Here is a 24073-nt window from a genome sequence, read left to right on the forward strand (position 1 = left end):
GTCGCGGCTAAAGCCCCTCCCACAATGCCTGGACATCGCTACCCACACAGATAGGTACCGGTGCCCACCGCCACCAGGGTGCCGTCGTCGCTGTGCAGCTCCATGCGCACCACCGCCACCTTGTTGCCGGCGCGCAGCGGTACCGCGGTGGCGGTGAAGCGCTGGCCGCGGCCGGGACGCAGGTAGTCGATGCGCAGGTCGATGGTGCCCAGCTTGGACAGCTTGGCCATGCGCTCGGCGGCCGGCAGGTGCTGGTGGTTGGCGAAGGCGCCGATCAACGCCATGGCGCCACCGCAGACGTCGAGCAGCGAGGAGATCACCCCGCCGTGGAGGATGCCGTGGACGAAGTTGCCGATCAGCTCGGGCTTCATCGGCAGGTGCATGGTCACCCGCTCCAGGCTCAGTTCGTCCAGCTCGATGCCGAGCACCTGGTTGAACGGGATGCGCTGGAAGAAGCCGGCCACCGCCTGTTGCAGGTCGGGGCTGAGGACGAAGGGTTGGGACATGGCAGGGGCTCCGGGAAATCCTGTCGCCACGCTGCCGCAGCGCGCCAGGCTTGGCCAGAGGCAATGCAGGAGTACCCTGAGCATTGGCCGGATCGGCCTCGGCTGGCAGCCTGTAGGGTGGGTCGGGCGGCGTTCCGCTTTAGCCCACCAATGGTGCTCAATGTGGGTTAAAGACCACCCTACAGGGCACGGCTTGGCGTTATCGCCAAGTACAGCGCAACGCCACCTGCGCTCCAACCCGTCAGTGGTGCGCCAGCTCCAGCACCCGGTCGACCAGCTTGTTGATGCCCGACGCCGCCTCGGCGATGGACTGGGCGAGCATGTACGCGGGGGTGGTGACCAGCTTGTGCGCGTGGTCCTCGACGATTTCGCTGACTTCGCATTCATGGTGCTCGGCGCCCATCTGGGTCAGCGCGGCGGCGGTGTCGTGGTCGGTGCCGATGGTGCAGATCACCCCGGCGCCGAAGATCTTCGCCGCCAGGGCCGGGGCGATGCAGATCAGGCCGAGCGGCTTGCCGGCGCTGGCGAAGGCCTTGCACGCGGCCAGCACGTCGGGCTGCACGCTGCAGGCGGCGCCGCTGATGGCGAAGTCGGAGAGGTTCTTCGCCACGCCGAAGCCGCCGGGCAGGATCAGTGCGTCGAAGTCGGCCACGTGCAGCTCCTTGACGTCCTTGATCTTGCCGCGGGCGATGCGCGCCGACTCCACCAGCACGTTGCGCGTCTCGTCCATCTCGTCGCCGCTGTAGTGATCGACCACGTGCAGCTGCGTCACGTTGGGGGCGAAGCACTGCACCGTGGCGCCGCGCTGGTCGAGGCGCAGCAGGGTGATCACGCTTTCATGGATTTCGGCGCCGTCGTAGACGCCGCAGCCGGACAGAATCACTGCGACTTTTTTGTTCATGCTCGACTCCTGGTGAGGGTAAAGGTCGCCCGCGCCGGCACCTGGGTGCGGCGGGCGGCGGCTGTTGCCGATGCGGGGTGGCGGCGAGGCGTGCGCATGCTGTCGTCAAATGCCGCTCAGACTGTCATTTGCCGCCGCGAGCCGCGGCGGTCCGAGGACTAGGATGAATAACAGACTAGCCCCAAGACAAGCACAACGATACGGCTCGGCCATGAATTACGTCCTCTATGCGGTGCCCTTCTTCTTTCTCCTGATCGGCCTCGAACTGCTCGCCGATCGCTGGCGCGGCATGCGCAGCTATCGCCTGGCCGATGCCGTCAGCAGCCTCAGCACCGGGGTGCTGTCGCAGGCCACCGGGCTGCTGACCAAGGCGGTCGGCCTGCTCACCTACACCTTCGCCTGGCAACAGCTGGCGTTGTTCGAGCTTTCCGCCGATAGCCTGTGGGTGTGGCTGCTGGCCTTCGTCTTCTACGACTTCTGCTACTACTGGAACCATCGCCTGGGCCACGAACGCAACGTGCTCTGGGCAGCCCATGCGGTGCACCACCAGAGCGAGGACTACAACCTCTCCACCGCGCTGCGCCAGACCAGCACCGGCTTCGTCTTCGGCTGGCTGTTCTACCTGCCGATGGCGGTGGCCGGTGTGCCGCCGCTGGTGTTCCTCACGGTGGCGGCGCTCAACCTGCTCTATCAGTTCTGGGTGCATACCCGGCATATCCCCAAGCTGGGCTGGTTCGAGTGGCTGTTCATCACGCCCTCCAACCACCGCGTGCATCATGCGCAGAACCCTGTGTACATGGATCGCAATTACGGCGGCGTGTTCATTGTCTGGGATCGAATGTTCGCCACCTTCCAGGAGGAGCTGGACGACGAACCGGTGATCTTCGGCGTGACCACGCCGCTGGCCAGCTGGAACCCTCTATGGGCCAACCTGCAGGTGTATGCCGGGCTGTGGCGCGATGCGCGGCGCGCGGCGTCCTGGTGGGATCGCTTGCGCATCTGGTTTATGCCCACCGGCTGGCGCCCGGCCGATGTGGCGGCGCGCTACCCGCAGGAGAAGCCGGACCTGAGCCGCTTTCGCAAGTTCGAGGTGACGCTGGGGCGCGGTGCGCAGCTCTATGCCTTGCTGCAGTTCGTCTGCTACCTGCTGGCCGGGGTGTGGCTGCTGGCGCGGGGCGATTCGTTGGCAGTGGGCGGCGTGCTGCTGGCGTGCCTGTGGCTGGGCCTGGGTCTGTCCAGCATCGGCCTGTGGCTGGAGAATCGCGCTGGCGCCGTGCGCCTGGAGTGCCTGCGGCTGGGCTTGAATCTGCCGGCGTTCTGGCTTGCCGAAGCGCTCGGTCTGCTGAGCATGGACCTGGCCGCCTGGTGCGGGTTGGCCGTCTACAGCCTGGCCAGCCTGCTGGCAATGTGGCTGGCGCGCTCGCGCGGCTCAGCCACTGCGGCCCTGGCGCCGCCGGTATAGCCAGGTCAGCGTCAGCAGCAGGGCCAGGCCGCCGAGCAGGTACAGCTGGTAGCGGCGCAGTTCGTCGAGCAGGCCCTCCATGGCGTGGCCCAGGCTGTAGGCCAGCAGGCTCAGACCGCCGGCCCAGAGCCCGGCGCCGATGGCGTCGAGCAGCAGGTAGCGGCGCCAGGAGTAGCCGGACAGGCCGATGGCCAGCGGCATCACCGTGCGCAGCCCGTAGAGGAAGCGAAAGCCCAGCACCCACAGGTCCGGATGACGCCTGAGCAGGGCGCTGGCGCGCTCGCCCAGCGGTTGCCAGCGCGGCCGCCGGGCGAGCAGCGCGCGGCCGTGACGGCGGCCGAGGTGGAACCACAGCTGGTCGCTGGCGAAGGTGCCGAGGAAGGCGCACAGCGCCACCCATTCGATCTGCAGCAGGTCGCGCACTGCCAGGTAGGCGGCCAGCAGCAGCGATACCTCGCCTTCGAGGAAGGTGCCGAGGATCAGCGCCGGGTAGCCGAACTGGCGGATCAGGTCGTGCAGCATGGACGGTCTGCGCCTATGGGAAAGGCGCTCAGCCTACTCCTGCCGCGGTGCGCCCGAAAAGCGCCGGCGCATGCCACAATGCCCGGCAAAGCGTGCGACCCGCCGTCGCATCCGGTCATTCAGCTGTCATCATTTGGTCATAATGGCCGCTTATAACCGTCACACTGGCCCGCCCGTGCGGGCTCTGGAGTCTGCCGTGAGCGTTACCCCCGCCAATCGCCTGTTCCCCGCCACCCGCCTGCGCCGCAACCGCCGCGACGAATTCTCCCGCCGCCTGGTGCGCGAGCATCGCCTGAGCGTCGACGACCTGATCCTGCCGGTGTTCGTCCTCGACGGCGACAACCGCCGCGAGGTCGTGCCGTCGATGCCGGGCGTCGAGCGGCTGTCTATCGACCTGCTGCTGCAAGAGGCCGAGCACTGGGTGGCGCTGGGTATTCCGGCGCTGGCGCTGTTCCCGGTCACGCCGCTGGAGAAGAAATCCCTCGACGGCGCCGAGGCCTGGAACCCGGATGGCATCGCCCAGCGTGCCATTCGCGCCCTGCGGGCGAAATTCCCCGAGCTGGGGGTGATCAGCGATGTGGCCCTGGATCCCTTCACCACCCACGGCCAGGACGGCATCCTCGACGAGTCCGGCTACGTGCAGAACGACATCACCGTCGATGCGCTGGTCAAGCAGGCGCTGTCGCACGCCGAGGCCGGCGCCCAGGTGGTCGCCCCCTCGGACATGATGGACGGCCGCGTGCAGGCGATCCGCGAGGCGCTGGAGCTGGCCGATCACCCCAACGTGCGCATCATGGCCTACTCGGCCAAGTACGCCAGCGCCTACTACGGCCCGTTCCGCGACGCGGTGGGCTCGGCCGCCAACCTCGGCAAGGGCAACAAGCTCGGCTACCAGATGGACCCGGCCAACGGCGACGAGGCCCTGCACGAAGTGGCCGCCGACCTGGCCGAAGGCGCCGACATGGTCATGGTCAAGCCCGGCATGCCCTACCTGGACATCCTCTGGCGGGTGAAGGATGCCTACAAGGTGCCGACCTTCGTCTACCAGGTCAGCGGCGAGTACGCCATGCACATGGCGGCGATCGAGAACGGCTGGCTGTCCGAGGCGGTCATACTGGAATCGCTGACCGCCTTCAAACGCGCCGGCGCCGATGGCATCCTCACCTACTTCGCCGTACGTGCGGCAGAACTCTTGCAACAGGGGCGCTGACGCCCCCAGGAACCCAGCAATGAACACCGAAGGACTCAGTAGCGAATTGCTTGACGCACCCCTGGTGCCGGCGGAGGTGGCGGTCGATCCGCCCGCGGTGGAAAGCCCGCCGCCGGCACCGGTGGCGGTGCCCGGCCTGGACGACAGCAGCCTGTACATCCACCGCGAGCTGTCGCAGCTGCAATTCAATATCCGCGTGCTGGAGCAGGCGCTGGACGAGTCCTACCCGCTGCTGGAGCGGCTGAAGTTCCTCTTGATCTTCTCCAGCAACCTCGACGAGTTCTTCGAGATTCGCGTCGCCGGCCTGAAGAAGCAGATTAACTTCGCCCGCGAGCAGGCCGGCGCCGACGGCCTGCAGCCGCACCAGGCGCTGGCGCGCATCAGCGAGCTGGTGCACGAACAGGTCGAGCGGCAGTACGCCATCCTCAACGACACCCTGTTCCCGGCCCTGGCCAAGCACAATATCAACTTCATCCGCCGGCGCTTCTGGACCACCAAGCTCAAGGCCTGGGTGCGGCGTTATTTCCGCGACGAGATCGCGCCGATCATCACCCCCATCGGCCTCGACCCGACCCACCCCTTCCCGCTGCTGGTGAACAAGAGCCTGAACTTCATCGTCGAGCTGGAAGGCGTGGATGCCTTCGGTCGCGATTCCGGTCTGGCGATCATCCCGGCGCCGCGCCTGCTGCCGCGGATCATCCGCGTGCCGGAGGAGGTCGGTGGTGCCGGCGACAACTACGTGTTCCTCTCCTCGATGATCCATGCCCACGCCGACGACCTGTTCCAGGGCATGAAGGTCAAGGGTTGCTACCAGTTCCGCCTGACCCGCAACGCCGACCTGTCGGTGGACACCGAGGACGTCGAGGACCTGGCCCGCGCGCTGCGCGGCGAGCTGTTTTCCCGCCGCTACGGCGATGCGGTGCGCCTGGAGGTGGTCGACACCTGCCCGAAGCACCTGCGCGACCACCTGCTCAAGCAGTTCGGCCTGACCGAGCACGAGCTGTACCAGGTCAACGGCCCGGTCAACCTGACCCGGCTGTTCAGCATCACCGGCCTGGACAGCCACCCGGAGCTGCAGTACACGCCGTTCACCCCGGTGATCCCCAAGCTGCTGCAGAACGCCGAGAACATCTTCAGCGTGGTCAGCAAGCAGGACATCCTCCTGCTGCACCCCTTCGAGTCCTTCACCCCGGTGGTCGATCTGCTGCGCCAGGCCGCCAAGGACCCGCACGTGCTGGCGATCAAGCAGACCCTGTACCGCTCCGGGGCCAACTCGGAGATAGTCGATGCCCTGGTGGAAGCGGCGCGCAACGGCAAGGAGGTCACCGCGGTGATCGAGCTGCGCGCGCGCTTCGACGAGGAGTCCAACCTGCAGCTGGCCAGCCGCCTGCAACAGGCCGGCGCGGTGGTGATCTACGGCGTGGTCGGCTTCAAGACCCACGCCAAGATGATGCTGATCCTGCGCCGCGAGAACGGCGAGATCGTCCGCTACGCCCACCTCGGCACCGGCAACTACCACGCCGGCAACGCCCGCCTGTACACCGACTACAGCCTGCTGACCGCCGACGTGGCGCTCGGTGAGGACGTGGCCAAGCTGTTCAGCCAGCTGATCGGCATGGGCAAGACCCTGCGCATGAAGAAGCTGCTGCACGCGCCCTTCACCCTGAAGAAGACCCTGCTCGAGCTGATCGCCAAGGAAACCGCGGCGGCCGCCGAGGGCAAGCCGGCGCAGATCATCGCCAAGTTCAACTCGCTGACCGACCCCAAGGTGATCCGCGCGCTGTACAAGGCCAGCCAGACCGGGGTGAAGATCGACCTGGTGGTGCGCGGCATGTGCTGCCTGCGCCCGGGCATCGCCGGGGTGTCGCACAACATCCAGGTGCGCTCGATCATCGGCCGCTTCCTCGAACACACCCGGGTGTTCTACTTCCTCAACGGCGGCGACGAGAAGATCTACCTGTCCAGCGCCGACTGGATGGAGCGCAACCTCGACAAGCGCGTCGAGACCTGCTTCCCGGTGGAGGGCAAGAAGCTGATCCTGCGGGTGAAGAAGGAGCTGGAGGCCTACCTGACCGACAATACCCAGGCCTGGGTGCTGCAGCCCGACGGCCGCTACCTGCGCCTGCAGCCCACCGGCAACCAGAACCCGCGCAGCGCCCAGTCCGGCTTGCTGGAGAAGCTCACCGCACCGCTGATCAGCGCTCGATAAAAAAGGCCGCAGGCCGGGAGAGGGCTTCGTGGCCCTGTTTCACGGTGTTTTTGGCCCTCTCCCCCAGCCCCTCTCCCGTAAACGGGAGAGGGGTGACAAATCCCGCTGGCTCAAGTGATCAGCTGACGCTCAGGTCCAGGTCGATGCGCTTGAGCCAGGCCGCTTCGGCCTCGAAGTCCGCCTGGGTCAGCGGGTTGGCCGCCAGCCAGCCATCCGGGAAGTGAATCTCCAGGCTGTTGTCGCCGGCCTTGAGCTGCACCTGCGGCATGTCCTGGCTGCCGCGGATATGGTGGAAGAGGATGGCGAAGCGCAGCAGCACGCACAGGCGCATCAGCTTGACGCCTTCCTCGCCGAACTCGGCGAACTTGTCCTTGGGGATGTTGCGCCGGTGGCCGCGCACCAGCAGGGCGAGCATCTGCTGATCCTGGCGGGAGAAGCCGGACAGGTCGGAGTGCTCGATCAGGTAGGCGCCGTGCTTGTGGTACTGGTAGTGGGCGATGTCCAGGCCCACCTCGTGCACCTTGGCGCCCCAGCTCAGCAGTTCGCGGTGCCAGTCGTCGTTCAGCCCCCAGTCGTCGGCCACCTTGTCCAGCGCCGAGAGCGCCTTGGCCTCGACCCGTGCGGCCTGATCCACATCGACGTGGTAGCGCTCCATAAAGGCCGACAGGGTGCGTTCGCGCACGTCCTCGTGCTGGTGACGACCGAGCAGGTCGTAGAGCACGCCTTCGCGCAGCGCGCCTTCGGAGTGGCTCATGCGCTGGATCTCGCAGGCGTCGAAGATCGCCTCGAGGATCGCCAGGCCGGCGGGGAAGATGCTGCGCCGGTCCGGCTTGATGCCGTCGAGTTCGAGCTTGTCCACCTCGCCCAGCTTGAACACCTTGCGCTTGAGCCAGGCCAGGCCCTCGGCGTTGACCTCGCCGTTGCCCAGGCCGGCGCCCTTGATGGTCAGGCCGATGGCCTTGATGGTGCCGGAGGCGCCGACGGCGTCCTCCCAGCCGAGCCGGCGCAGGCCCTGCTCGATGCCCATCAGTTCCAGGCGCGCCGCGGTATAGGCCTGGGCGTAGCGCGCCGGGGTGATCTTGCCGTCCTTGAAATAGCGTTGGGTGTAGCTGACGCAGCCCATTTGCAGGCTCTCGCGCAGCAGCGGCTCGAAGCGCTGGCCGATGATGAACTCGGTGCTGCCGCCGCCGATATCGGCGACCAGGCGCCTGCCGGGGGTGTCGGCGATGCTGTGCGACACGCCGAGGTAGATCAGCCGCGCTTCCTCGCGGCCGGAGATCACCTCCACCTGGTGGCCGAGAATCTCCTCGGCGCGACGGATAAACACCGCGCGGTTGCGCGCCTCGCGCAGGGCGTTGGTGCCGACGATGCGCACCGCGCCTTCCGGCAGGCTGGCGGTGAGCTGGGCGAAGCGGCGCAGGCAGTCGAGCCCGCGTTGCATGGCTTCTTCGCTGAGCTGGCGCTCGTCGTCGATGCCGGCGGCCAGCTGCACCTTGTCGCCGAGGCGCTCGAGGATGCGGATCTCGCCATGGTCGGCCTTGGCCAGCACCATATGGAAGCTGTTCGAGCCCAGGTCGATGGCGGCGATCAGGGGAAAACTCTCGGCGGGGGCTTGGGGCATGGTGGCGGCATCTCGGTCGATATCCGCGCCATCGTGCCACGACTGAGCGGATGAGCCAACGCATACGGATGTCGCATGAAACTGGTCTAGACCGCTGGCGCCCCGAGCGCCAGCGCCAGCAAGGGCTGCCGCAGGTACTGCTCGTCGCAGTTGGACCCGGCGCCGCCGCGATCCACCACCAGGAAGCGCCCGGGGCGCTCCAGGCACAGCAGCGGGTGGTGCCAGGTGCCGCGGGCATAGTTGACGCCCTGATCCGGTGCGCTGACGAAGGCGCGGATCTTCGACTCGTCCAGCGCGCCGGGCGGGGCGACGACGATCAGCATGCGCGCGCCGTCCACCGGGTAGAAGGCCTGGCTGCCCAGCGGGTGGCGTTCGAGCATGCGGATCTCGATAGGCGCGTGCCAGGCCTGGCCCTCGAACAGGCTCAGCAGCACCCGTGATGCGCTCCCGGCCGTCTCGATGCGGGCCAGGTCGTGGTAGCGGGTGGTGGTGCCGGCGTTGATCGCAAAAGATGTGGCGCCGGCCGCTTCGATCACCTCGCCGAAGGCGGCGAAGGCTTCGCGGCTCAGCGGCTCGATGCGCAGCGCCAGGGGCGCCGGCGCGTTCACAGGTTCACCGAGCCGATAAAGTTGCGCAGCTCCTCGGTCTGCGGCGCGGCGAACAGCGCCCTGGGGTCGCCGATCTCGTGCACCTTGCCCTGGTGCATGAACACCAGCTTGTCGCCGACCTCGCGGGCGAAGCGCATCTCGTGGGTGACCATGATCAGGGTCATGCCCTCGCTGGCCAGCTGCTTGACCACCGCCAGCACTTCGTTGACCAGCTCCGGGTCGAGCGCCGAGGTGATCTCGTCGCACAGCAGCACCTTCGGCGACATCGCCAGGGCGCGGGCGATGGCCACGCGCTGCTGCTGGCCGCCGGACAGGCGCTCGGGGTAGGCGTCGAACTTCTCCGCCAGGCCGACCCGGTCGAGCATCTGCCGCGCGACTTGCTCGGCTTCGGCGCGCGGGATCTTCTTCACCACCTGCGGCGCCAGCATGACGTTCTCGCCGACCGTCAGGTGGGGAAACAGGTTGAACTGCTGGAACACCATGCCGACCTTCTGCCGCAGGCTGCGCAGGTCGGCGCGGGCGGCGTCGATGTAGTCGCCGTCGACTTCGATCACGCCGTCGTTGATCGATTCCAGGCCGTTCAGGGTGCGCAGGAAGGTGCTCTTGCCCGAGCCGCTGCGCCCGATGATGGCGACCACTTCGCCTTCCTCGACCGCCAGGTCGATGCCCTTGAGCACGTGGTTGTCGCCGTAATACTTGTGCAGGGCGGTGACGTTAAGCAGTGACATTCAGCCTCCTTTCCAGGCGGTATGCGGCGAGCGAGAGCGGGTAGCAGAGCAGGAAGTAGCCGAGGGCGACGAAGCCGTAGACCATGAAGGGCTCGAAGGTGGCGTTGGCCAGCATGCTGCCGGTCTTGGTCAGCTCGGTGAAGCCGATGATCGAGGTCACCGCGGTGCCCTTGACCACCTGCACCGAGAAGCCCACGGTGGGCGCCACGGCGATGCGCAGCGCCTGCGGCAGCACCACATGGCGCAAGGTTTCCAGGCGGCTCATGGCCAGGCTCTCGGCGGCCTCCCACTGGCCGCGGCCGATGGCCTCGACGCAGCCGCGCCAGATCTCGGCGAGAAAGGCGCTGGTGAACAGGGTCAGGGCGCAGGCGGCGGCCAGCCAGGGCGACACGTCGATGCCGAGCAGGGCGATGCCGAAGAACACCAGGAACAGCTGCATCAGCAGCGGCGTGCCCTGGAACAGTTCGATATAGCCCTTGGCCAACAGGCGCGGCACCCGTAGCGGGGCGATACGCGCCAGCAGCACCAGCAGGCCGGCGATGCCGCCGCAGACGAAGGCCACCAGCGACAGCAACAGCGTCCACTGCAGGCCGGTGAGCAGGTTGCGCAGGATGTCCCAGAGGGTGAAGTCCATCAGCGCTCTCCCATGACGAAGCGCCGGCCGATCCAGGCCAGCAGCTGGCGAATCAGGATGGCCATGAGCAGGTACAGCGCGGTGGTCAGCAGGTAGGTCTCGAAGGCGCGGAAGTTGCGCGACTGGATGAAGTTGGCGGCGAACGACAGCTCCTCGGTGGAGATCTGCGAGCACACCGCCGAACCCAGCATGACGATGATGATCTGGCTCGACAGCGCCGGCCACACCTTGCCCAGCGCCGGGCGCAGCACCACGTGGCGAAAGCTCTCGAAGCGGCTCATGGCCAGCGCCGCGGCCGCCTCGAGCTGGCCGTGGGGAATGGCCTGGATGCCGGCGCGGATGATCTCGGTGGAGTAGGCGCCGAGGTTGATCACCATGGCCAGCACCGCGGCTTCCCATTCGCTTAGGCGTACGCCGAGCGAGGGCAGGCCGAAGAAGATGAAGAACAGCTGGACGATGAAGGGCGTGTTGCGGATCAGCTCCACGTAGACGCCGAACAGGCGGTCGAACGGACGGATGCGCCAGGCGCGCAGTATCGCCCCGACTATGCCCAGGCCGACGCCAAGCACTGTGCCGACGGCGGTCAGGCCGAGGGTGAAGGCCGCGCCCTGCAGCAGCAGGTCGGACTGTTGCAGGACGGCGGCGAAGTCGAACTGGTAGGCCATGGCTCAGCGCTCCGCGCGGCTCAGAGGCCGGCCGGCAGCGGCTGCTTCAGCCACTTCTGGCTGATCGCCTCGAGGCTGCCGTCGGCCTTGGCGGCGGCGATGACGGCATTGACCTTGTCCAGCAACGCGGTCTGGTTCTTGTTCACGCCGACGTAGACCGGCGAGTCCTTGAGCTTGAGTTTCATGCTCGGAATGCGCTTGGGATTGCGTTCGGCGATGGCCACCATCACCACGTTGCCGCTGGCGATCAGCTCGACCTGGCCGGACAGGTAGGCGGCGATGGTCGAGTTGTTGTCCTCGAAGCGCTTGATGGTGGCGTCTTGCGGCGCGACCTTGCTCAGTTCGATGTCCTCGATGGAGCCGCGGGTGACGCTGATGGTCTTGCCGGCCAGGTCGTCGAGGCTGGCGATGGCGGCGTCTTCCGGGCCGAACACGCCAAGGTAGAAGGGCGCATAGGCGGCGGAGAAGTCGATCACCGCTTCACGCTCGGGGTTCTTGCCGAGGCTGGAGATCACCAGGTCGACCTTGCCGGTGGTGAGAAAGGGAATGCGGTTGGTGCTGTTGACCGGGGTCAGCTCCAGCTTCACCGCCAGCTTGTCGGCCAAGAGCTGCGCGGTGTCGATATCCAGGCCGCGCGGCTGCAGGTCCGGGCCGACCGAGCCGAACGGCGGGAAGTCCTGCGGCACGGCGACTTTCAGCACGCCGGCCTTGCTGATGTCGTCGAGCGCATCGGCGTGAACGGTGCTGGCGCCGAAGGCCAGGGCGGCGAACAGGGTACCCAGCAGGGTGCGGTGAAATGTGCGCATGTCGAACTCCCGATGAATAAACGAAAACTGCAGCGTTTTGCCTGGCTCGTGCAGTGCATTGCCTGTGCCAAATTCAATGAAATCAGGGCTTGCATCGCTGCAGGCGAGTGGAAGCAAGGTCTTACTGGTCTGAACAGTTGGCGTAGCTGACCAATTGGTCAGGGAGGGGCTGTGCCATCTCGGTGCGTTCGCGCGGAGTGCTGTTCCACAAGGGGGCGTCGCTTGCCTGGAGTGGGCGTCTGGCCGTACAAAGGCGGCTTCACTGGACTGACCGGCCCGAACAGTCATGCACGCCACCGCTCCCCGCGCCGTACCCGAATACGCCCTGCAGGCGATCCGTCAGCTGATCGAGAGCGAGGGCTATCGCCCGGGCGATGCGCTGCCGTCGCAGCGCGACCTGGCCGAACGCCTGGGCGTCAGCCGTGCGTCATTGCGCGAGGCGTTGTCGTCGCTCAGCGCGCTGGGCCTGGTCAGCGTGCAGGCCGGCAAGGGCGTGTTCGTCCAGGAGCCGGCCAAGGGCGAGGCGGCCGGCGCTTTCGTCTGGCCCTTCGCCGCGCAGGTGTCGGCGGCCGATACCTTTCAGCTGCGCTTCGCCCTGGAGGGCTTCGCCTGCGGCCTGGCGGCCGGGGTGCTGACCGCGCAGGAGCTGGACCTGCTCGAAGACAACGTCGAGCAGATGCGCCGCGAGCTGCGCGCCGGCGACTTCGAGCGGGCGGCGCGGCTGGATTTCGAGTTCCACCAGCGCATCCTCGCCGCCAGCGGCAACCAGGCGATGTTCGCCCTGGTGGCCTCCAGCGCCGAGATTTTCCTGGAGAGCCAGAAGCTGCCGTTCATCCGCCCGGAGCGGGCCATGGAAACCTGGCAGGAGCACCGCAAGATCCTCAAGGCCCTGGCCCGGCATGCCGCGGGCCCGGCGCAGAAGGCCATGCAGCAGCACATTCGCGCCGCCGCGCTGCGCACTGGAATAGCCTTCATCACGCTTGGTGATTGAAACTATTGAGTGGCTCAATCGCCAGTGCCTTTCGGTGTCAGGCAAGCCGGGCTATGATGGCGCCACTTTTTGCTTCCGATCACGGAGACTCCCCATGAGCGAATTCATCACCAACGTCAGCGATGCCAGCTTCGACCAGGACGTCCTCCAGGCCGAGGGTCCGGTTCTGGTCGACTACTGGGCTGAGTGGTGCGGCCCGTGCAAGATGATCGCGCCGGTGCTCGACGAGATCGCCAAGGACTACCAAGGCAAGCTCAAGGTGTGCAAGCTGAACATCGACGAGAATCAGGAAACCCCGCCGAAGTTCGGCGTACGCGGCATCCCGACCCTGATGCTGTTCAAGAACGGCAACGTCGAGGCGACCAAGGTCGGCGCGCTGTCCAAGTCGCAACTGGCGGCCTTCCTCGACAGCAATATCTGAGTTTCGTCGCTCGTGAAGAAGCCCCGCCTGGTGCGGGGTTTTTTCGTTTTCGGGGCTAGACGCTGATTTTTCACGGTGTTAAATTCGGCCTCGCTGCATTTCCTATGCAGCCCTCTGCATGCCGTCGCCGACTCATTCCTATACGAACTCGTTCGCGATCCTGTCGCCTTCCCTGCGGCGCGGCCTCTCAAGCTAACAGCTTTCTTCTCCTCTCGATGATCACGTCATTCCTATGAATCTGACCGAACTCAAGCAAAAGCCGATTGCCGAACTGCTGGACATGGCCGAACAGATGGGCCTGGAAAACATGGCCCGTTCGCGCAAGCAGGACATCATCTTCGCCCTGCTGAAAAAGCATGCCAAAAGCGGCGAGGAAATTTCCGGTGACGGCGTGCTGGAGATTCTCCAGGACGGTTTCGGCTTCCTCCGTAGCGCCGACTCCTCCTACCTGGCCGGCCCCGACGATATCTACGTCTCGCCCAGCCAGATCCGCCGTTTCAACCTGCGTACCGGTGACACCATCGTCGGCAAGATCCGTCCGCCGAAGGAAGGCGAGCGTTACTTCGCCCTGCTCAAGGTCGACAGCATCAACTTCGACCGTCCGGAAAACGCCAAGAACAAGATCCTGTTCGAGAACCTGACGCCGCTGTTTCCGACCAAGCGCCTGACCATGGAGGCCGGCAACGGCTCCACCGAGGACATCACCGGCCGGGTGATCGACCTCTGCGCGCCGATCGGCAAGGGCCAGCGCGGCCTGATCGTCGCCCCGCCGAAGGCGGGCAAGACCATCATGCTGCAGAACATCGCCTCGAACATCACCCGCAACAACCCCGAGTGCCACCTGATCGTTCTGCTGATCGACGAGCGCCCGGAAGAAGTGACCGAAATGCAGCGCACCGTGCGCGGCGAAGTGGTCGCCTCCACCTTCGACGAACCACCGACCCGCCACGTGCAGGTCGCCGAGATGGTGATCGAGAAGGCCAAGCGCCTGGTCGAGCACAAGAAGGACGTGGTCATCCTGCTCGACTCCATCACCCGCCTGGCGCGCGCCTACAACACCGTCATCCCCAGCTCCGGCAAGGTGCTCACCGGTGGTGTCGATGCCCATGCCCTGGAGAAGCCCAAGCGCTTCTTCGGCGCCGCGCGCAACATCGAGGAGGGCGGCTCGCTGACCATCATCGCCACCGCGCTGGTGGAAACCGGCTCGAAGATGGACGAGGTGATCTACGAGGAATTCAAGGGCACCGGCAACATGGAGCTGATCCTCGACCGCCGCGTCTCCGAGAAGCGCGTGTTCCCGGCGATCAACATCAACAAGTCCGGCACCCGTCGCGAAGAGCTGTTGACCGGCGAGGAAGAGCTGTCGCGCATGTGGATCCTGCGCAAGCTGCTGCACCCGATGGACGAAATCGCCGCCATCGAGTTCCTCATCGACAAGCTGAAAGCGACCAAGACCAACGACGAGTTCTTCCTGTCGATGAAGCGCAAGTAAGCGTCGCGTCTTGTCACCAGGCCGGGGAAACCCGGCCTTTTGCTATCTGCGCTCCCGCCGCGCCTTCTGAAAGCCCGACTTCGGCGCTAAACTTTGCGCCCGACTCCAGCCAGCCCGACACGAGGCTCCTGCATGCAGTATCGCGACCTACGCGACTTCATCCGCGAACTTGAACAGCGCGGCGAACTCAAGCGTATCCAGACCCCGGTTTCGCCCATCCTGGAAATGACCGAAATCTGCGATCGCACCTTGCGCAAGGGTGGTCCGGCGCTGCTGTTCGAGCGGCCCACCGGCTTCGACGTGCCGGTGCTCGGCAACCTGTTCGGCACTCCAAAGCGTGTGGCCCTGGGCATGGGCGCCGAGGATGTGGGCGAGCTGCGCGAGATCGGCAAGCTGCTGGCGTTCCTGAAAGAGCCGGAGCCGCCGAAAGGCCTCAAGGATGCCTGGAGCAAGCTGCCGATCTTCAAGAAGGTCATTTCCATGGCACCCAAGGTGGTCAAGGACGCGCCCTGCCACGAAGTGATCGAGGAGGGTGACGAGGTCGATCTGAACCGGCTGCCGATCCAGCACTGCTGGCCGGGCGACGTAGCGCCGCTGATCACCTGGGGGCTGACCATCACCAAGGGGCCGAACAAGGAACGGCAGAACCTCGGCATCTACCGTCAGCAGGTGATCGGCCGCAACAAGGTGATCATGCGCTGGCTCAGCCACCGTGGCGGCGCGCTGGATTACCGCGAGTGGTGCCAGAAGCATCCGGATCAGCCCTACCCGGTATGCGTGGCCCTCGGCGCCGACCCGGCGACCATTCTCGGCGCCGTCACCCCGGTGCCGGATACCCTGTCCGAATATGCCTTCGCCGGCCTGCTGCGCGGGCATCGCACCGAACTGATCAAGGCGATCGGCTCGGACCTGCAGGTGCCGGCCAGCGCCGAGATCGTCCTGGAAGGCGTGATCCATCCGGGCGAGACCGCGCCGGAAGGCCCCTACGGCGATCACACCGGCTACTACAACGAGGTCGACACCTTCCCGGTGTTCACCGTCGAGCGCATCACCCGTCGTCGCCAGCCGATCTACCACAGCACCTACACCGGCCGGCCGCCGGACGAGCCGGCGATTCTCGGCGTGGCGCTGAACGAGGTGTTCGTGCCGATCCTGCAGAAGCAGTTCCCCGAGATCACCGACTTCTACCTGCCGCCGGAGGGCTGCTCCTACCGCATGGCGGTGGTGACCATGAAGAAGCAGTACCCGGGCCACGCCAAGCGCGTAATGTTGGGGGTGTGGTCGTTCCTGCGACAGTTCATGTACACCAAGTTCGTTATCGTCACCGACGACGACATCAACGCACGGGACTGGAACGACGTGATCTGGGCGATTACCACGCGCATGGACCCCAAGCGCGACACGGTGATGATCGACAACACGCCGATCGACTACCTCGACTTCGCCTCGCCGATCTCCGGCCTCGGCTCGAAGATGGGCCTCGACGCCACCCACAAGTGGCCGGGCGAGACCAGTCGCGAATGGGGGCGGGTGATCGAGAAGGATGCGGCCGTGGTGGCGCGCGTCGACGCACTCTGGGGTGAGCTGGGAATCGATTGATGAACGTCACCCTGCAACCCTCCGGCGTCACCCTCGCCCTGCAGCCCGGCGAACGCATCCTCGACGGCGCCCGCCGCCTCGGCTACGACTGCCCGCAGAGCTGCCGCAACGGCAACTGCCATATCTGTGCCGCCTTGCTGGTGGAAGGGCGGGTGCGGCAGAACGGCGCCGAGCTGGATCACGGCGAGCTGTTCACCTGCCTGGCCGAGCCGCTGCAAGACTGCGTGCTGCACTGGGACGGCGTGCTGGCGCCCGGCGAGCTGCCGGTGCGCGAACTCAGCTGCCAGCTGATCGAATGCCAGGACGTCGGTGGCGACGTGTTCCGCGTGCGCCTGCGCGCGCCGGCCGGCAAGCCGCCGCGCTACCACGCCGGGCAATACCTGCTGCTGCAGCGGCACGACGGCGAGATGGCGGCCTTCTCCCTGGCCTCGGCACCGCACTGCGGGCGCGAGCTGGAGCTGCATATCCTGGCGCGCGACGACAACACCCGGGCATTGCTCGTCTATCTGCGTGAGCAGGGGCTGGCCCGCGTGCAGCTGCCGTTCGGCGACACCCACCTGGCCGAGTTGCCGGACGGACCGCTGGTGCTGATCGCCGCCGGCACCGGCATGGCGCAGATGCACAGCCTGATCGAACACTGTCGCGCCGCCGGTTTCGCCCATCCGGTGCACCTGTACTGGGGCGCGCGGCGGCCCGAGGACTTCTACGCCCTGCCGCACTGGAGCGACTGGCAGCGCCTGACCAACCTGCACCTGCATCAGGTGGTCAGCGATTCGGGCGTCTGGGCGGGCCGTTGCGGTCTGCTGCACGAGGCGGTGCGCGAGGACTTTCCCGATCTCAAGGCGCTGCACGTCTACGCCAGCGGCTCGCCGGCGATGGTCTACGCCACGCTGGATGCGCTGGTCGAAGCCGGCATGGACGCCCACCAGATGCGCGCCGACGTATTCGCCTACGCGCCAAGAGGCTGAATTGAAAAAGCCGCCCCAGGGCGGCTTTGCTCATGCCGGTGTGCGCACCGAGTCGGGCTCGGTGCGCATGGCGCACCCTAGCGAACCTGCACCACCACCTTGCCCACCGCCTTGCGCTGGCCGAGGGCGTCGATCGCTTCGCCGCCCCGCGCCAACGGGAAGCTCTGCGACACCAGCGGCTTGAGCTTGCCTTCGGCGTGCCAGGCGAACAGCTGCTGGAAGTTCTCGGCGTTGTCCTGCGGTTGGCGCTGGGCGAAGGAGCCCCAGAACACGCCCACCAGCGACGCACCCTTGAGCAGCGGCAGGTTGGCCGGCAGCGCCGGGATGCCGCCGCCGGCGGCGAAGCCGACCACCAGGAAGCGGCCGTTCCAGGCGATGCTGCGGAAGGCTTCCTCGAACAGCGCGCCGCCCACCGGGTCGTAGATCACGTCGACGCCCTGGCCGCCGGTGAGCTTCTTCACCTCGTCCTTCAGGCTCTGCTCGCTGTAGTTGATCAGCTCGTCGGCGCCGGCCTGGCGCGCCACCTCCAGTTTCTCCGCCGTGCTGGCCGCGGCGATCACCTTGGCGCCCATGGCCTTGCCGATTTCCACCGCCGCCAGGCCGACGCCGCCGGAGGCGCCGAGCACCAGCAGGGTCTCGCCCGGCTGCAGATTGGCGCGCTGCTTGAGCGCGTGCATCGAGGTGCCGTAGGTCATGCCGAAGGCGGCCGCGGTGGTCAGGTCCATGCTCTTGGGCACCGGCAGCACGTTGTAGGCCGGCACCGCCACTTCCTCGGCGAAACCGCCCCAGCCGGTCAGCGCCATCACCCGATCACCGGCGCGCAGGTGGCTGACCTTCTCGCCCACCGCTTTGACCACGCCGGCCGCCTCGCCGCCCGGGGCGAAGGGGAAGGGCGGCTTGAACTGGTACTTGCCCTCGATGATCAGGGTGTCGGGAAAGTTGACCCCGGCGGCGTGAACCTCGATCAGCACTTCGTTCTTTTTCGGCTCGGGGCTGGCGATGTCTTCCAGCACCAGGGTTTCGGCGGGGCCGAAGGCTTTGCACAGCAGGGCTTTCATCGGATGGCTTCCTCCACAAAGGTGGCTTGCAGTGTAGGAGGGCGCCCGGGGCGGTCAACGAGCATGCCCGGCCCTGATAGCTCGGCATAAGCCTTGGGGTTGCGCGCGGATGGCTATGCCCGCAGGCTGTTGAAAAACTACCTGCGTTGGCAATCCTGCGTTAAAAACAGCCTCAAAATGCTCATTTACAACAGGTAAACTCCGCTTTCTCGGCTGTTTTTGCCTTGTCTTGCCTGCCTCGCCTACGTTTTTCAACGGCCTGCTAGGCGCAACCCCGATGGAGTGATTGCCCGTGAAAGTGATGAGCGCCCTGTTGCTGAGCCTGTCGTTGTGCCTGCCCGCCCTGGCCGAGGAGGAGCAGAAGGAAGAAGCGCCGCAGACGCTCTATTACAACCTGGTGCCGGCACTGATCGGCAACCTCGGCGACGTCGGCAAGCGGCTGAAGTTCTTCAAGGCCGACGTGGCCCTGCGCGTCAGCGGCGCCGAGGCCGAGGCGCGGATCAAGCACCACGACCCGCTGATCCGCCATCAACTGGTGCTGCTGTTCTCCGCCCAGACCAGCGAAACCATCAACGCCCCCGACGGCCGCGAGAAGCTGCGTCAGGAAGCGCTCAAGCAGGTGCAGCAGGCGCTCGAGGCGGAGGAGGGCAAGCCGGTGGTGGAAGACCTGCTGTTCAACAACCTGATCATTCAGTAGCGGTGTTTGCCCCCTAGCCCGGATTGCATCCGGGCTGGGGCTCGCCTAGGCCATCTGCGCCAGGGTCTTGCGAAAGCGCAGCATGGCGCCGCTGAAGAACAGCGCGCCGATCCCGCTGATCGCCAGCAGCTGCGGCCAGACGATGGTCAGCCCGGCTCCGCGATAGAGAATCGCCTGGGCCAGGTCGACGAAGTGAGTGGTCGGCGCCACCAGCATGATCTGCTGCACCAGCTTGGGCATGCTCTCGCGCGGCGTGGTGCCGCCGGAGAGGATCTCCAGCGGGATCAGCACGATGATGATCAGCAGGCCCAGCTGCGGCATCGAGCGCGCCACGGTGCCGAAGAAGATGCCCATCGAGGTGGTGGCGAACAGGTGCAGCGCCGCGCCGCCGAGGAACAGCGCCAGCGAGCCGCGCAGCGGTACCTGCAGCCAGCCCTGCACCACCAGCAGCAGCGACAGCGTGGTCGCCACCAGCACCACCAGGCCCATCGACCAGACCTTGGCCAGCATGATCTGCAGCGGCGTCACCGGCATCACCAGCAGGTGCTCGATGGTGCCGTGCTCGCGTTCGCGGATCAGCGCGGCGCCGGTGAGGATGATCGACAGCATGGTGATCTGGTTGATCACCTCCATCACCGAGCCGAACCAGCTGCGCGTCAGGTTCGGATTGAACTGCACGCGCACCGCCAGCTCGGCCGCCTGCCGCGTGTCGCCGTGGTAGCGCTGGACGAACTCGGCGATCTCGCTGGCGCCGATGGTCTGGATATAGCCGGCCCCGGTGAAGGCCTGGCTGACCTGGGTGGCATCGACGTTCAGCTGGATCGCCGGGCTGCGCCCGGCCAGCACGTCGCGCTGGAAGTCCGGTGGGATGTTGAGGGTGAAGGTGTAGCGCCCGGCGTCCATGCCGCGGTCCATCTGACTCAGGTCGATACGCTCCGGGGTGCGGAAGTAGGGCGGCTGGAAGGCCTGGATCAGGCGCTCGGAGAGCTGCGAGCGATCTTCGTCGACCACCGCGATGGAGGCGTTGTGCAGGCTTTCCGGCATGCTGGTCGCGGCCGAGTAGATGCCCAGGCTGAAGGCCCAGACGATCAGGATCACCAGGGCCACGTCGCGCTGAAGGCTGCGCAGCTCCTTGACGCCGAGGTGCAGGATGTTGGCCAGGTGCTCCATCTCAGACCTCCTGCTTTTTCAGGAACAGCAGGCACAGCCCCAGCAGTATGGGAATGCTGACCAGCAGGGGCAGGAAGTACGGCCACAGGTCGGCGAAACCGAGCGCCTTGGAGAACACCCCGCGCGAGATCACCAGGAAATGCGAGGTCGGGTACAGCTGGCCGATGAAGGCGCCGCTGCCTTCCAGCGAGGACACCGGGTAGATCAGCCCGGAGAACTGGATGGCCGGCAGCAGGGTAGCGATGGCGGTGCCGAACACCGCGGCGATCTGGCTCCGGGTAAAGATCGACATGAGCAGGCCGAGGGCCGTGGAGCAGCCCAGATAGAGCAGGCCGCCGATCAGCAGCGTGAGCAGGCTGCCCTTGAGCGGGACGTCGAACACGCTGATCGCCAGCAGCACCAGCAGGGCGAAGTTGAGCATGCCCAGGCCGATGTAGGGCAGCTGCTTGCCGAGCAGGAACTCCAGGCGGGTGACCGGGGTGACGTACAGGTTGATGATCGAGCCCAGCTCCTTCTCGCGCACCACGCCGAGGGCGGTGAGCATGGCCGGGATGAGCATCAGCAGCAGCGGGATCATCGCCGGCACCATGGCCTGGCGGCTCTCCACGTCCGGGTTGTAGCGGTAGCGCACCTCCAGCTCGGCGGCACTGCCAGCCTGGGCCTGCGGCGCGCGCCGGGCCAGGGCCTGCAGGTAGTCCTGATGCAGGCCCAGCACATAGCCCTTGATGGTTTCCGCGCGGGTCGGCATGGCGCCGTCGATCCACATAGCGATCTGCGGGCTGGCGCCGCGCTTCAGATCGCGGCCGAAGTGCGGCGGAATCTCCACCGCCAGGCTGATCTCGCCATTGCGCAGGCGCCGCTCCAGGTCGGCATAGTCGCGCAAGGGGGGCTGTTCGACGAAATAGCGCGAGCCGGCCAGGTTCAGGTGGTACTCCTGGCTGGTGGTGGTCTGGTCGCGGTCGAGCACGGCGTAGGTCAGGTCTTCCACGTCCAGGCTGATGCCGTAGCCGATGATGAACAGCAGCAGCACGGTGCCGAGCAGGGCCATGCCGCCGCGGATCGGGTCGCGGCGCAGCTCCAGGGTCTCGCGCCGGGCATAGCTGAACAGGCGACGCAGGCTGAAGCGCTGGCGCTGCGACGCGGCTGCCTGCTGCAGCGGTGGCGCGGTGTTCACTGGTTGTTCGCCGAGCGCCTCCTGCAGGTAGGCGATGAAGGTCGCCTCCAGCGTGGGCAGGCCGCGCTTGGCCATCAGCGCCGCCGGGGTGTCACTGTCGAGCACCTGGCCGGCGTGCATCAGCGAGATGCGGTCGCAGCGCTGCGCTTCGTTCATGAAGTGGGTGGAGATGAAGATGGTCACCCCGTCCTGGCGCGACAGGTCGAGCATCAGCTGCCAGAAACCATCGCGCGCCACCGGGTCGACCCCCGAGGTGGGCTCGTCGAGGATCAGGATCTCCGGCTGGTGGATCACCGCCACGGCCAGCGACAGGCGCTGGCGGATGCCCAGCGGCAGGCGCTCGGGGAGCATGTCCATGACCGTGCCGAGGTCGAAGCGGCGGGCCATCTCGGCGACGCGGGCATCGATCCGTGCGGTCGGCACGTGGAACAGCCGGGCGTGCAGCACCAGGTTCTGCCGTACCGTCAGCTCGCCATACAGGGAAAAGGCCTGGGACATGTAGCCAACCCGCTTGCGCGTGGCCATGTCGCGCGGGTCGACCGCCTGGCCGAACAGCAGGGCCTCGCCGGAGCTGGCCGGCAGCAGGCCGGTGAGCATCTTCATGGTGGTGCTCTTGCCGCAGCCGTTGGAGCCGAGGAAGCCGAAGATCTCGCCGCGGCGGATGCGGAACGACACCGCGTTGACCGCGACGAAGTCGCCGAAGCGCATGGTCAGGCCCTTGGCCTCGATGGCGATCTCGCTGCTGTCTGCCAGCGCCGGTATCACCACCTCTTTGTGCCCACGCCGGCGTTCTTCCGGCAACAGGGCGATAAAGGCCTGCTCCAGGCTGGCGCAGCCGGTGCGCCGCAGCAGCTCGGCCGGACTGTCCTCGGCCAGCACGCGGCCGGCATCCAGCGCCACCAGGTGGTCGAAGCGTTCGGCCTCCTCCATGTAGGCGGTGGCCACCAGCACGCTCATCTGCGGGCGCTGGGCGCGGATGCGGGCGATCAGCTCCCAGAACTGGTTGCGCGACAGCGGGTCGACGCCGGTGGTCGGTTCGTCGAGGATCAGCAGGTCGGGGTCGTGGATCAGCGCGCAGCACAGCCCCAGTTTCTGCTTCATGCCGCCGGACAGCTTGCCCGCCGGACGCTCGCGGAAGGGCGCCAGGCCGGTGCTGCGCAGCAGGTCGTCGATGCGCCGCGCGCGCTCGGCGGTGCCCTGGCCGAACAGGCGGCCGAAGAAGTCGAGGTTCTCGAATACCGACAGCGTGGGATAGAGATTCTTGCCCAGGCCCTGCGGCATATAGGCGATATGCGGGCAGACGCGGCGGCGGTGGCGGGCCTCGGCCATATCGCCGCCCAGTACCTCGACGCTGCCGGCCTGAATCCGGCGCGCCCCGGCGATCAGCGCCAGCAGGCTGGACTTGCCGACGCCGTCCGGGCCGATCAGGCCGAGCATGCACTGCGCCGGCAGCACCAGGTCGACCGCGTCGAGGGCACGGGTCCGGCCGTAGCGCAGGCCGACGCCGCTCAGGCGGGCGACCGCCGGGTTCATTGCGGAACCTTGATCGCCAGGTGTGCCGGCCATGCGGCCTGCGGGTCGAGGCGCAGGTAGGCCATGCCCGGCACGCCGGTCTTCACCTGCTCCAGGTGCTTGCGCAGCAATTCGGGGTCGATGCGCGCCTTGACCCGGAACATCAGTTTCTCGCGCTCGCTGGCGGTCTCCACCGTCTTCGGGGTGAACTGGGCGACGCTGGCGACGTAGCTGACCCGGGCCGGGATCACGTACTGCGGCGCTGCGTCGATCACCAGGCGCACCTCGCTGCCGAGGGCGACGCGGCCGGCTTGGCGCTCGGGCAGGAAGAAGATCATGTAGACATCGGTGAGGTCGACCAGGTTGAGTACCTTGCCGCCGGCGCCGAGCACTTCGCCGGGCTGTGCCACGCGGTACTGCACGCGCCCGGCGCGCGGGGCCCTGAGCTGGCTGTCGTCGATGTCCGCCTGCAGGCGCGCGACGCTGGCGCGGGCGGCCTCGGTGGCGGACTGCGCCTCGATGGCCTGCGACTGCGCGGCGGCGATGCCGGCGGCGGCCGAGCTGACTTGGGCGCGCGCCGCGGCCAGCGCCGCCTCGGCGCTCTGCAGGCGCGCCAGGTCGTCGTCCAGCTGCTGCTGGGCCAGGGCGTTGCGCTCGACCAGGGTGGCGCTGCGTGCGTGGCGCTTGCGCGCGGCCTCCAGCTCGGCGCGGCGTTGGCGTACCACGGCCTCGGCGGCGAGTTTCTCGCTCTCGCGCAGGCGGATCTGGCTGGCAGCGGTGACTTCGCCGTTCTCGGCCTGCCGCAGCTGCGCGCGGGCCTGGGCCAGCTGGGCCTCGAGCGCCTGGGTGTCCATGCGCGCGAGCACCTGCCCGGGCTGGACGAAGTCGCCCTCGTCGACCGCGATGCTGGCGATGCGCCCGGCCAGCTTGGTGGCGACATCCACCTCGGTGGCCTCGATGCGCCCGTTGCCGCTGGCGAAGCCCTCACCCAGCTCGTGCGGGCGCAGCTGCCACCAGGTGGCGGCCGCCAGCAAGGTCAGGCCGGCGGCGATCAGATAGGGCAGAGGGCGTTGCGGCTGGTTCATCTCGACGTCTCTTCTGCGCGCCCCGTGGTCGGGG

At 67.0% G+C, this 24073-nt stretch carries 22 protein-coding genes; 9 read left to right on the plus strand and 13 right to left on the minus strand.

Annotated elements, in window-relative coordinates; all coding sequences use genetic code 11:
• Positions 1 to 38: 38 nt before the first annotated feature.
• Positions 39 to 506, minus strand: a complete 468-nt coding sequence (locus AC1G9C_RS01270) for a thioesterase family protein (RefSeq protein ID WP_397497556.1) — start codon at positions 504 to 506, stop codon at positions 39 to 41.
• A gap of 241 nt (positions 507 to 747) precedes the next feature.
• Positions 748 to 1407 carry an isoprenoid biosynthesis glyoxalase ElbB gene (elbB, locus tag AC1G9C_RS01275; RefSeq protein WP_021443374.1) on the minus strand — a complete coding sequence of 220 codons (660 nt, stop codon included), beginning with the start codon at positions 1405 to 1407 and terminating at the stop codon, positions 748 to 750.
• A gap of 211 nt (positions 1408 to 1618) precedes the next feature.
• Between elbB and AC1G9C_RS01280 the strand changes: the two genes are divergently transcribed.
• Positions 1619 to 2869 carry a sterol desaturase family protein gene (locus AC1G9C_RS01280; protein ID WP_480409248.1) on the plus strand — a complete coding sequence of 417 codons (1251 nt, stop codon included), beginning with the start codon at positions 1619 to 1621 and terminating at the stop codon, positions 2867 to 2869.
• On the opposite strand, the gene AC1G9C_RS01285 is transcribed toward AC1G9C_RS01280, so the two are convergent.
• Positions 2837 to 3391 carry a DedA family protein gene (locus AC1G9C_RS01285; RefSeq protein ID WP_021443372.1) on the minus strand — a complete coding sequence of 185 codons (555 nt, stop codon included), beginning with the start codon at positions 3389 to 3391 and terminating at the stop codon, positions 2837 to 2839. The two genes, AC1G9C_RS01280 and AC1G9C_RS01285, sit on opposite strands and share 33 nt — an antisense overlap.
• 196 nt (positions 3392 to 3587) lie before the next feature.
• On the opposite strand from AC1G9C_RS01285, the gene hemB reads away from it, so the two are divergent.
• The gene (gene hemB / locus AC1G9C_RS01290; protein WP_021443371.1) at positions 3588 to 4601 is read left to right on the plus strand and encodes a porphobilinogen synthase; all 1014 of its coding nucleotides are present in this window, start codon (positions 3588 to 3590) and stop codon (positions 4599 to 4601) included.
• 19 nt (positions 4602 to 4620) lie between these two features.
• A complete protein-coding gene (gene ppk1 / locus AC1G9C_RS01295) occupies positions 4621 to 6810 on the plus strand; it encodes a polyphosphate kinase 1 (protein ID WP_480409249.1) in 2190 nt (729 codons plus the stop codon).
• Positions 6811 to 6928: 118 nt separating this feature from the next.
• Here ppk1 and ppx read toward each other — a convergent pair whose 3' ends face one another.
• The 6 genes from ppx to AC1G9C_RS01325 all read right to left on the minus strand — a co-directional run bounded on the left by ppx (position 6929) and on the right by AC1G9C_RS01325 (position 11872).
• The gene (ppx, locus tag AC1G9C_RS01300) at positions 6929 to 8431 is read right to left on the minus strand and encodes an exopolyphosphatase (protein ID WP_397497560.1); all 1503 of its coding nucleotides are present in this window, start codon (positions 8429 to 8431) and stop codon (positions 6929 to 6931) included.
• A gap of 86 nt (positions 8432 to 8517) precedes the next feature.
• On the minus strand, positions 8518 to 9039 hold the full coding sequence (locus AC1G9C_RS01305; protein WP_480409250.1) for an ureidoglycolate lyase: 522 nt from the start codon (positions 9037 to 9039) through the stop codon (positions 8518 to 8520).
• The gene (locus AC1G9C_RS01310; RefSeq protein ID WP_480409251.1) at positions 9036 to 9767 is read right to left on the minus strand and encodes an amino acid ABC transporter ATP-binding protein; all 732 of its coding nucleotides are present in this window, start codon (positions 9765 to 9767) and stop codon (positions 9036 to 9038) included. Before AC1G9C_RS01310 ends, AC1G9C_RS01305 begins: the two co-directional genes overlap by 4 nt.
• Entirely contained in the window at positions 9754 to 10404 is a 651-nt protein-coding gene (locus AC1G9C_RS01315; protein ID WP_177342887.1) for an amino acid ABC transporter permease, read from the minus strand. The genes AC1G9C_RS01310 and AC1G9C_RS01315 overlap by 14 nt, the downstream gene beginning before the upstream one ends.
• Positions 10401 to 11066: an amino acid ABC transporter permease gene (locus tag AC1G9C_RS01320; protein WP_480409252.1), complete on the minus strand. Its 666-nt coding sequence runs from the start codon at positions 11064 to 11066 to the stop codon at positions 10401 to 10403. Before AC1G9C_RS01320 ends, AC1G9C_RS01315 begins: the two co-directional genes overlap by 4 nt.
• Before the next feature lie 20 nt (positions 11067 to 11086).
• Positions 11087 to 11872, minus strand: a complete 786-nt coding sequence (locus tag AC1G9C_RS01325; RefSeq protein WP_457788278.1) for a transporter substrate-binding domain-containing protein — start codon at positions 11870 to 11872, stop codon at positions 11087 to 11089.
• Between the two features lie 286 nt (positions 11873 to 12158).
• Between AC1G9C_RS01325 and AC1G9C_RS01330 the strand changes: the two genes are divergently transcribed.
• The 5 genes from AC1G9C_RS01330 to AC1G9C_RS01350 all read left to right on the plus strand — a co-directional run bounded on the left by AC1G9C_RS01330 (position 12159) and on the right by AC1G9C_RS01350 (position 17343).
• Entirely contained in the window at positions 12159 to 12863 is a 705-nt protein-coding gene (locus tag AC1G9C_RS01330) for a FadR/GntR family transcriptional regulator (RefSeq protein WP_021443363.1), read from the plus strand.
• A 94-nt stretch (positions 12864 to 12957) separates the two neighbouring features.
• The gene (trxA, locus tag AC1G9C_RS01335; RefSeq protein ID WP_021443362.1) at positions 12958 to 13284 is read left to right on the plus strand and encodes a thioredoxin TrxA; all 327 of its coding nucleotides are present in this window, start codon (positions 12958 to 12960) and stop codon (positions 13282 to 13284) included.
• A 232-nt stretch (positions 13285 to 13516) separates the two neighbouring features.
• Positions 13517 to 14776, plus strand: a complete 1260-nt coding sequence (rho, locus tag AC1G9C_RS01340; protein WP_021443361.1) for a transcription termination factor Rho — start codon at positions 13517 to 13519, stop codon at positions 14774 to 14776.
• Between the two features lie 132 nt (positions 14777 to 14908).
• Complete coding sequence (ubiD, locus tag AC1G9C_RS01345; protein ID WP_480409253.1) at positions 14909 to 16375, plus strand: 4-hydroxy-3-polyprenylbenzoate decarboxylase; 1467 nt, start codon at positions 14909 to 14911, stop codon at positions 16373 to 16375.
• Entirely contained in the window at positions 16375 to 17343 is a 969-nt protein-coding gene (locus AC1G9C_RS01350) for a CDP-6-deoxy-delta-3,4-glucoseen reductase (protein ID WP_480409254.1), read from the plus strand. Before ubiD ends, AC1G9C_RS01350 begins: the two co-directional genes overlap by 1 nt.
• 77 nt (positions 17344 to 17420) lie before the next feature.
• On the opposite strand, the gene AC1G9C_RS01355 is transcribed toward AC1G9C_RS01350, so the two are convergent.
• On the minus strand, positions 17421 to 18401 hold the full coding sequence (locus AC1G9C_RS01355) for an NADPH:quinone oxidoreductase family protein (protein WP_021443358.1): 981 nt from the start codon (positions 18399 to 18401) through the stop codon (positions 17421 to 17423).
• 292 nt (positions 18402 to 18693) lie between these two features.
• Here AC1G9C_RS01355 and AC1G9C_RS01360 point away from each other — a divergent pair, with 292 nt between their 5' ends.
• A complete protein-coding gene (locus AC1G9C_RS01360; protein ID WP_480409255.1) occupies positions 18694 to 19098 on the plus strand; it encodes a flagellar basal body-associated protein FliL in 405 nt (134 codons plus the stop codon).
• Between the two features lie 45 nt (positions 19099 to 19143).
• On the opposite strand, the gene AC1G9C_RS01365 is transcribed toward AC1G9C_RS01360, so the two are convergent.
• From AC1G9C_RS01365 to AC1G9C_RS01375, 3 genes are read right to left on the minus strand one after another with little or no spacing between them, the layout of a single operon-like run.
• Complete coding sequence (locus tag AC1G9C_RS01365) at positions 19144 to 20268, minus strand: ABC transporter permease (RefSeq protein ID WP_480409256.1); 1125 nt, start codon at positions 20266 to 20268, stop codon at positions 19144 to 19146.
• A 1-nt stretch (position 20269) separates the two neighbouring features.
• Positions 20270 to 22975: a ribosome-associated ATPase/putative transporter RbbA gene (gene rbbA, locus AC1G9C_RS01370; RefSeq protein ID WP_480409257.1), complete on the minus strand. Its 2706-nt coding sequence runs from the start codon at positions 22973 to 22975 to the stop codon at positions 20270 to 20272.
• On the minus strand, positions 22972 to 24039 hold the full coding sequence (locus tag AC1G9C_RS01375; protein WP_480409258.1) for an HlyD family secretion protein: 1068 nt from the start codon (positions 24037 to 24039) through the stop codon (positions 22972 to 22974). Before AC1G9C_RS01375 ends, rbbA begins: the two co-directional genes overlap by 4 nt.
• Between the last annotated feature and the right edge of the window lie 34 nt (positions 24040 to 24073).

The sequence above is a fragment of the Pseudomonas sp. ABa2 genome, assembly GCF_056676075.1.

Excerpts from the sequence above, each read along its gene's own strand:
- AC1G9C_RS01280 (WP_480409248.1), top strand. The coding sequence starts at position 1,619 with ATGAATTACGTCCTCTATGCGGTGCCCTTCTTCTTTCTCCTGATCGGC.
- rbbA (WP_480409257.1), bottom strand. The coding sequence starts at position 22,975 with ATGAACCCGGCGGTCGCCCGCCTGAGCGGCGTCGGCCTGCGCTACGGC.
- AC1G9C_RS01310 (WP_480409251.1), bottom strand. The coding sequence starts at position 9,767 with ATGTCACTGCTTAACGTCACCGCCCTGCACAAGTATTACGGCGACAAC.
- ubiD (WP_480409253.1), top strand. The coding sequence starts at position 14,909 with ATGCAGTATCGCGACCTACGCGACTTCATCCGCGAACTTGAACAGCGC.
- ppx (WP_397497560.1), bottom strand. The coding sequence starts at position 8,431 with ATGCCCCAAGCCCCCGCCGAGAGTTTTCCCCTGATCGCCGCCATCGAC.
- rho (WP_021443361.1), top strand. The coding sequence starts at position 13,517 with ATGAATCTGACCGAACTCAAGCAAAAGCCGATTGCCGAACTGCTGGAC.
- AC1G9C_RS01350 (WP_480409254.1), top strand. The coding sequence starts at position 16,375 with ATGAACGTCACCCTGCAACCCTCCGGCGTCACCCTCGCCCTGCAGCCC.
- AC1G9C_RS01325 (WP_457788278.1), bottom strand. The coding sequence starts at position 11,872 with ATGCGCACATTTCACCGCACCCTGCTGGGTACCCTGTTCGCCGCCCTG.
- trxA (WP_021443362.1), top strand. The coding sequence starts at position 12,958 with ATGAGCGAATTCATCACCAACGTCAGCGATGCCAGCTTCGACCAGGAC.
- AC1G9C_RS01330 (WP_021443363.1), top strand. The coding sequence starts at position 12,159 with ATGCACGCCACCGCTCCCCGCGCCGTACCCGAATACGCCCTGCAGGCG.
- AC1G9C_RS01355 (WP_021443358.1), bottom strand. The coding sequence starts at position 18,401 with ATGAAAGCCCTGCTGTGCAAAGCCTTCGGCCCCGCCGAAACCCTGGTG.
- elbB (WP_021443374.1), bottom strand. The coding sequence starts at position 1,407 with ATGAACAAAAAAGTCGCAGTGATTCTGTCCGGCTGCGGCGTCTACGAC.
- AC1G9C_RS01320 (WP_480409252.1), bottom strand. The coding sequence starts at position 11,066 with ATGGCCTACCAGTTCGACTTCGCCGCCGTCCTGCAACAGTCCGACCTG.
- AC1G9C_RS01375 (WP_480409258.1), bottom strand. The coding sequence starts at position 24,039 with ATGAACCAGCCGCAACGCCCTCTGCCCTATCTGATCGCCGCCGGCCTG.
- ppk1 (WP_480409249.1), top strand. The coding sequence starts at position 4,621 with ATGAACACCGAAGGACTCAGTAGCGAATTGCTTGACGCACCCCTGGTG.
- AC1G9C_RS01285 (WP_021443372.1), bottom strand. The coding sequence starts at position 3,391 with ATGCTGCACGACCTGATCCGCCAGTTCGGCTACCCGGCGCTGATCCTC.
- AC1G9C_RS01365 (WP_480409256.1), bottom strand. The coding sequence starts at position 20,268 with ATGGAGCACCTGGCCAACATCCTGCACCTCGGCGTCAAGGAGCTGCGC.
- AC1G9C_RS01270 (WP_397497556.1), bottom strand. The coding sequence starts at position 506 with ATGTCCCAACCCTTCGTCCTCAGCCCCGACCTGCAACAGGCGGTGGCC.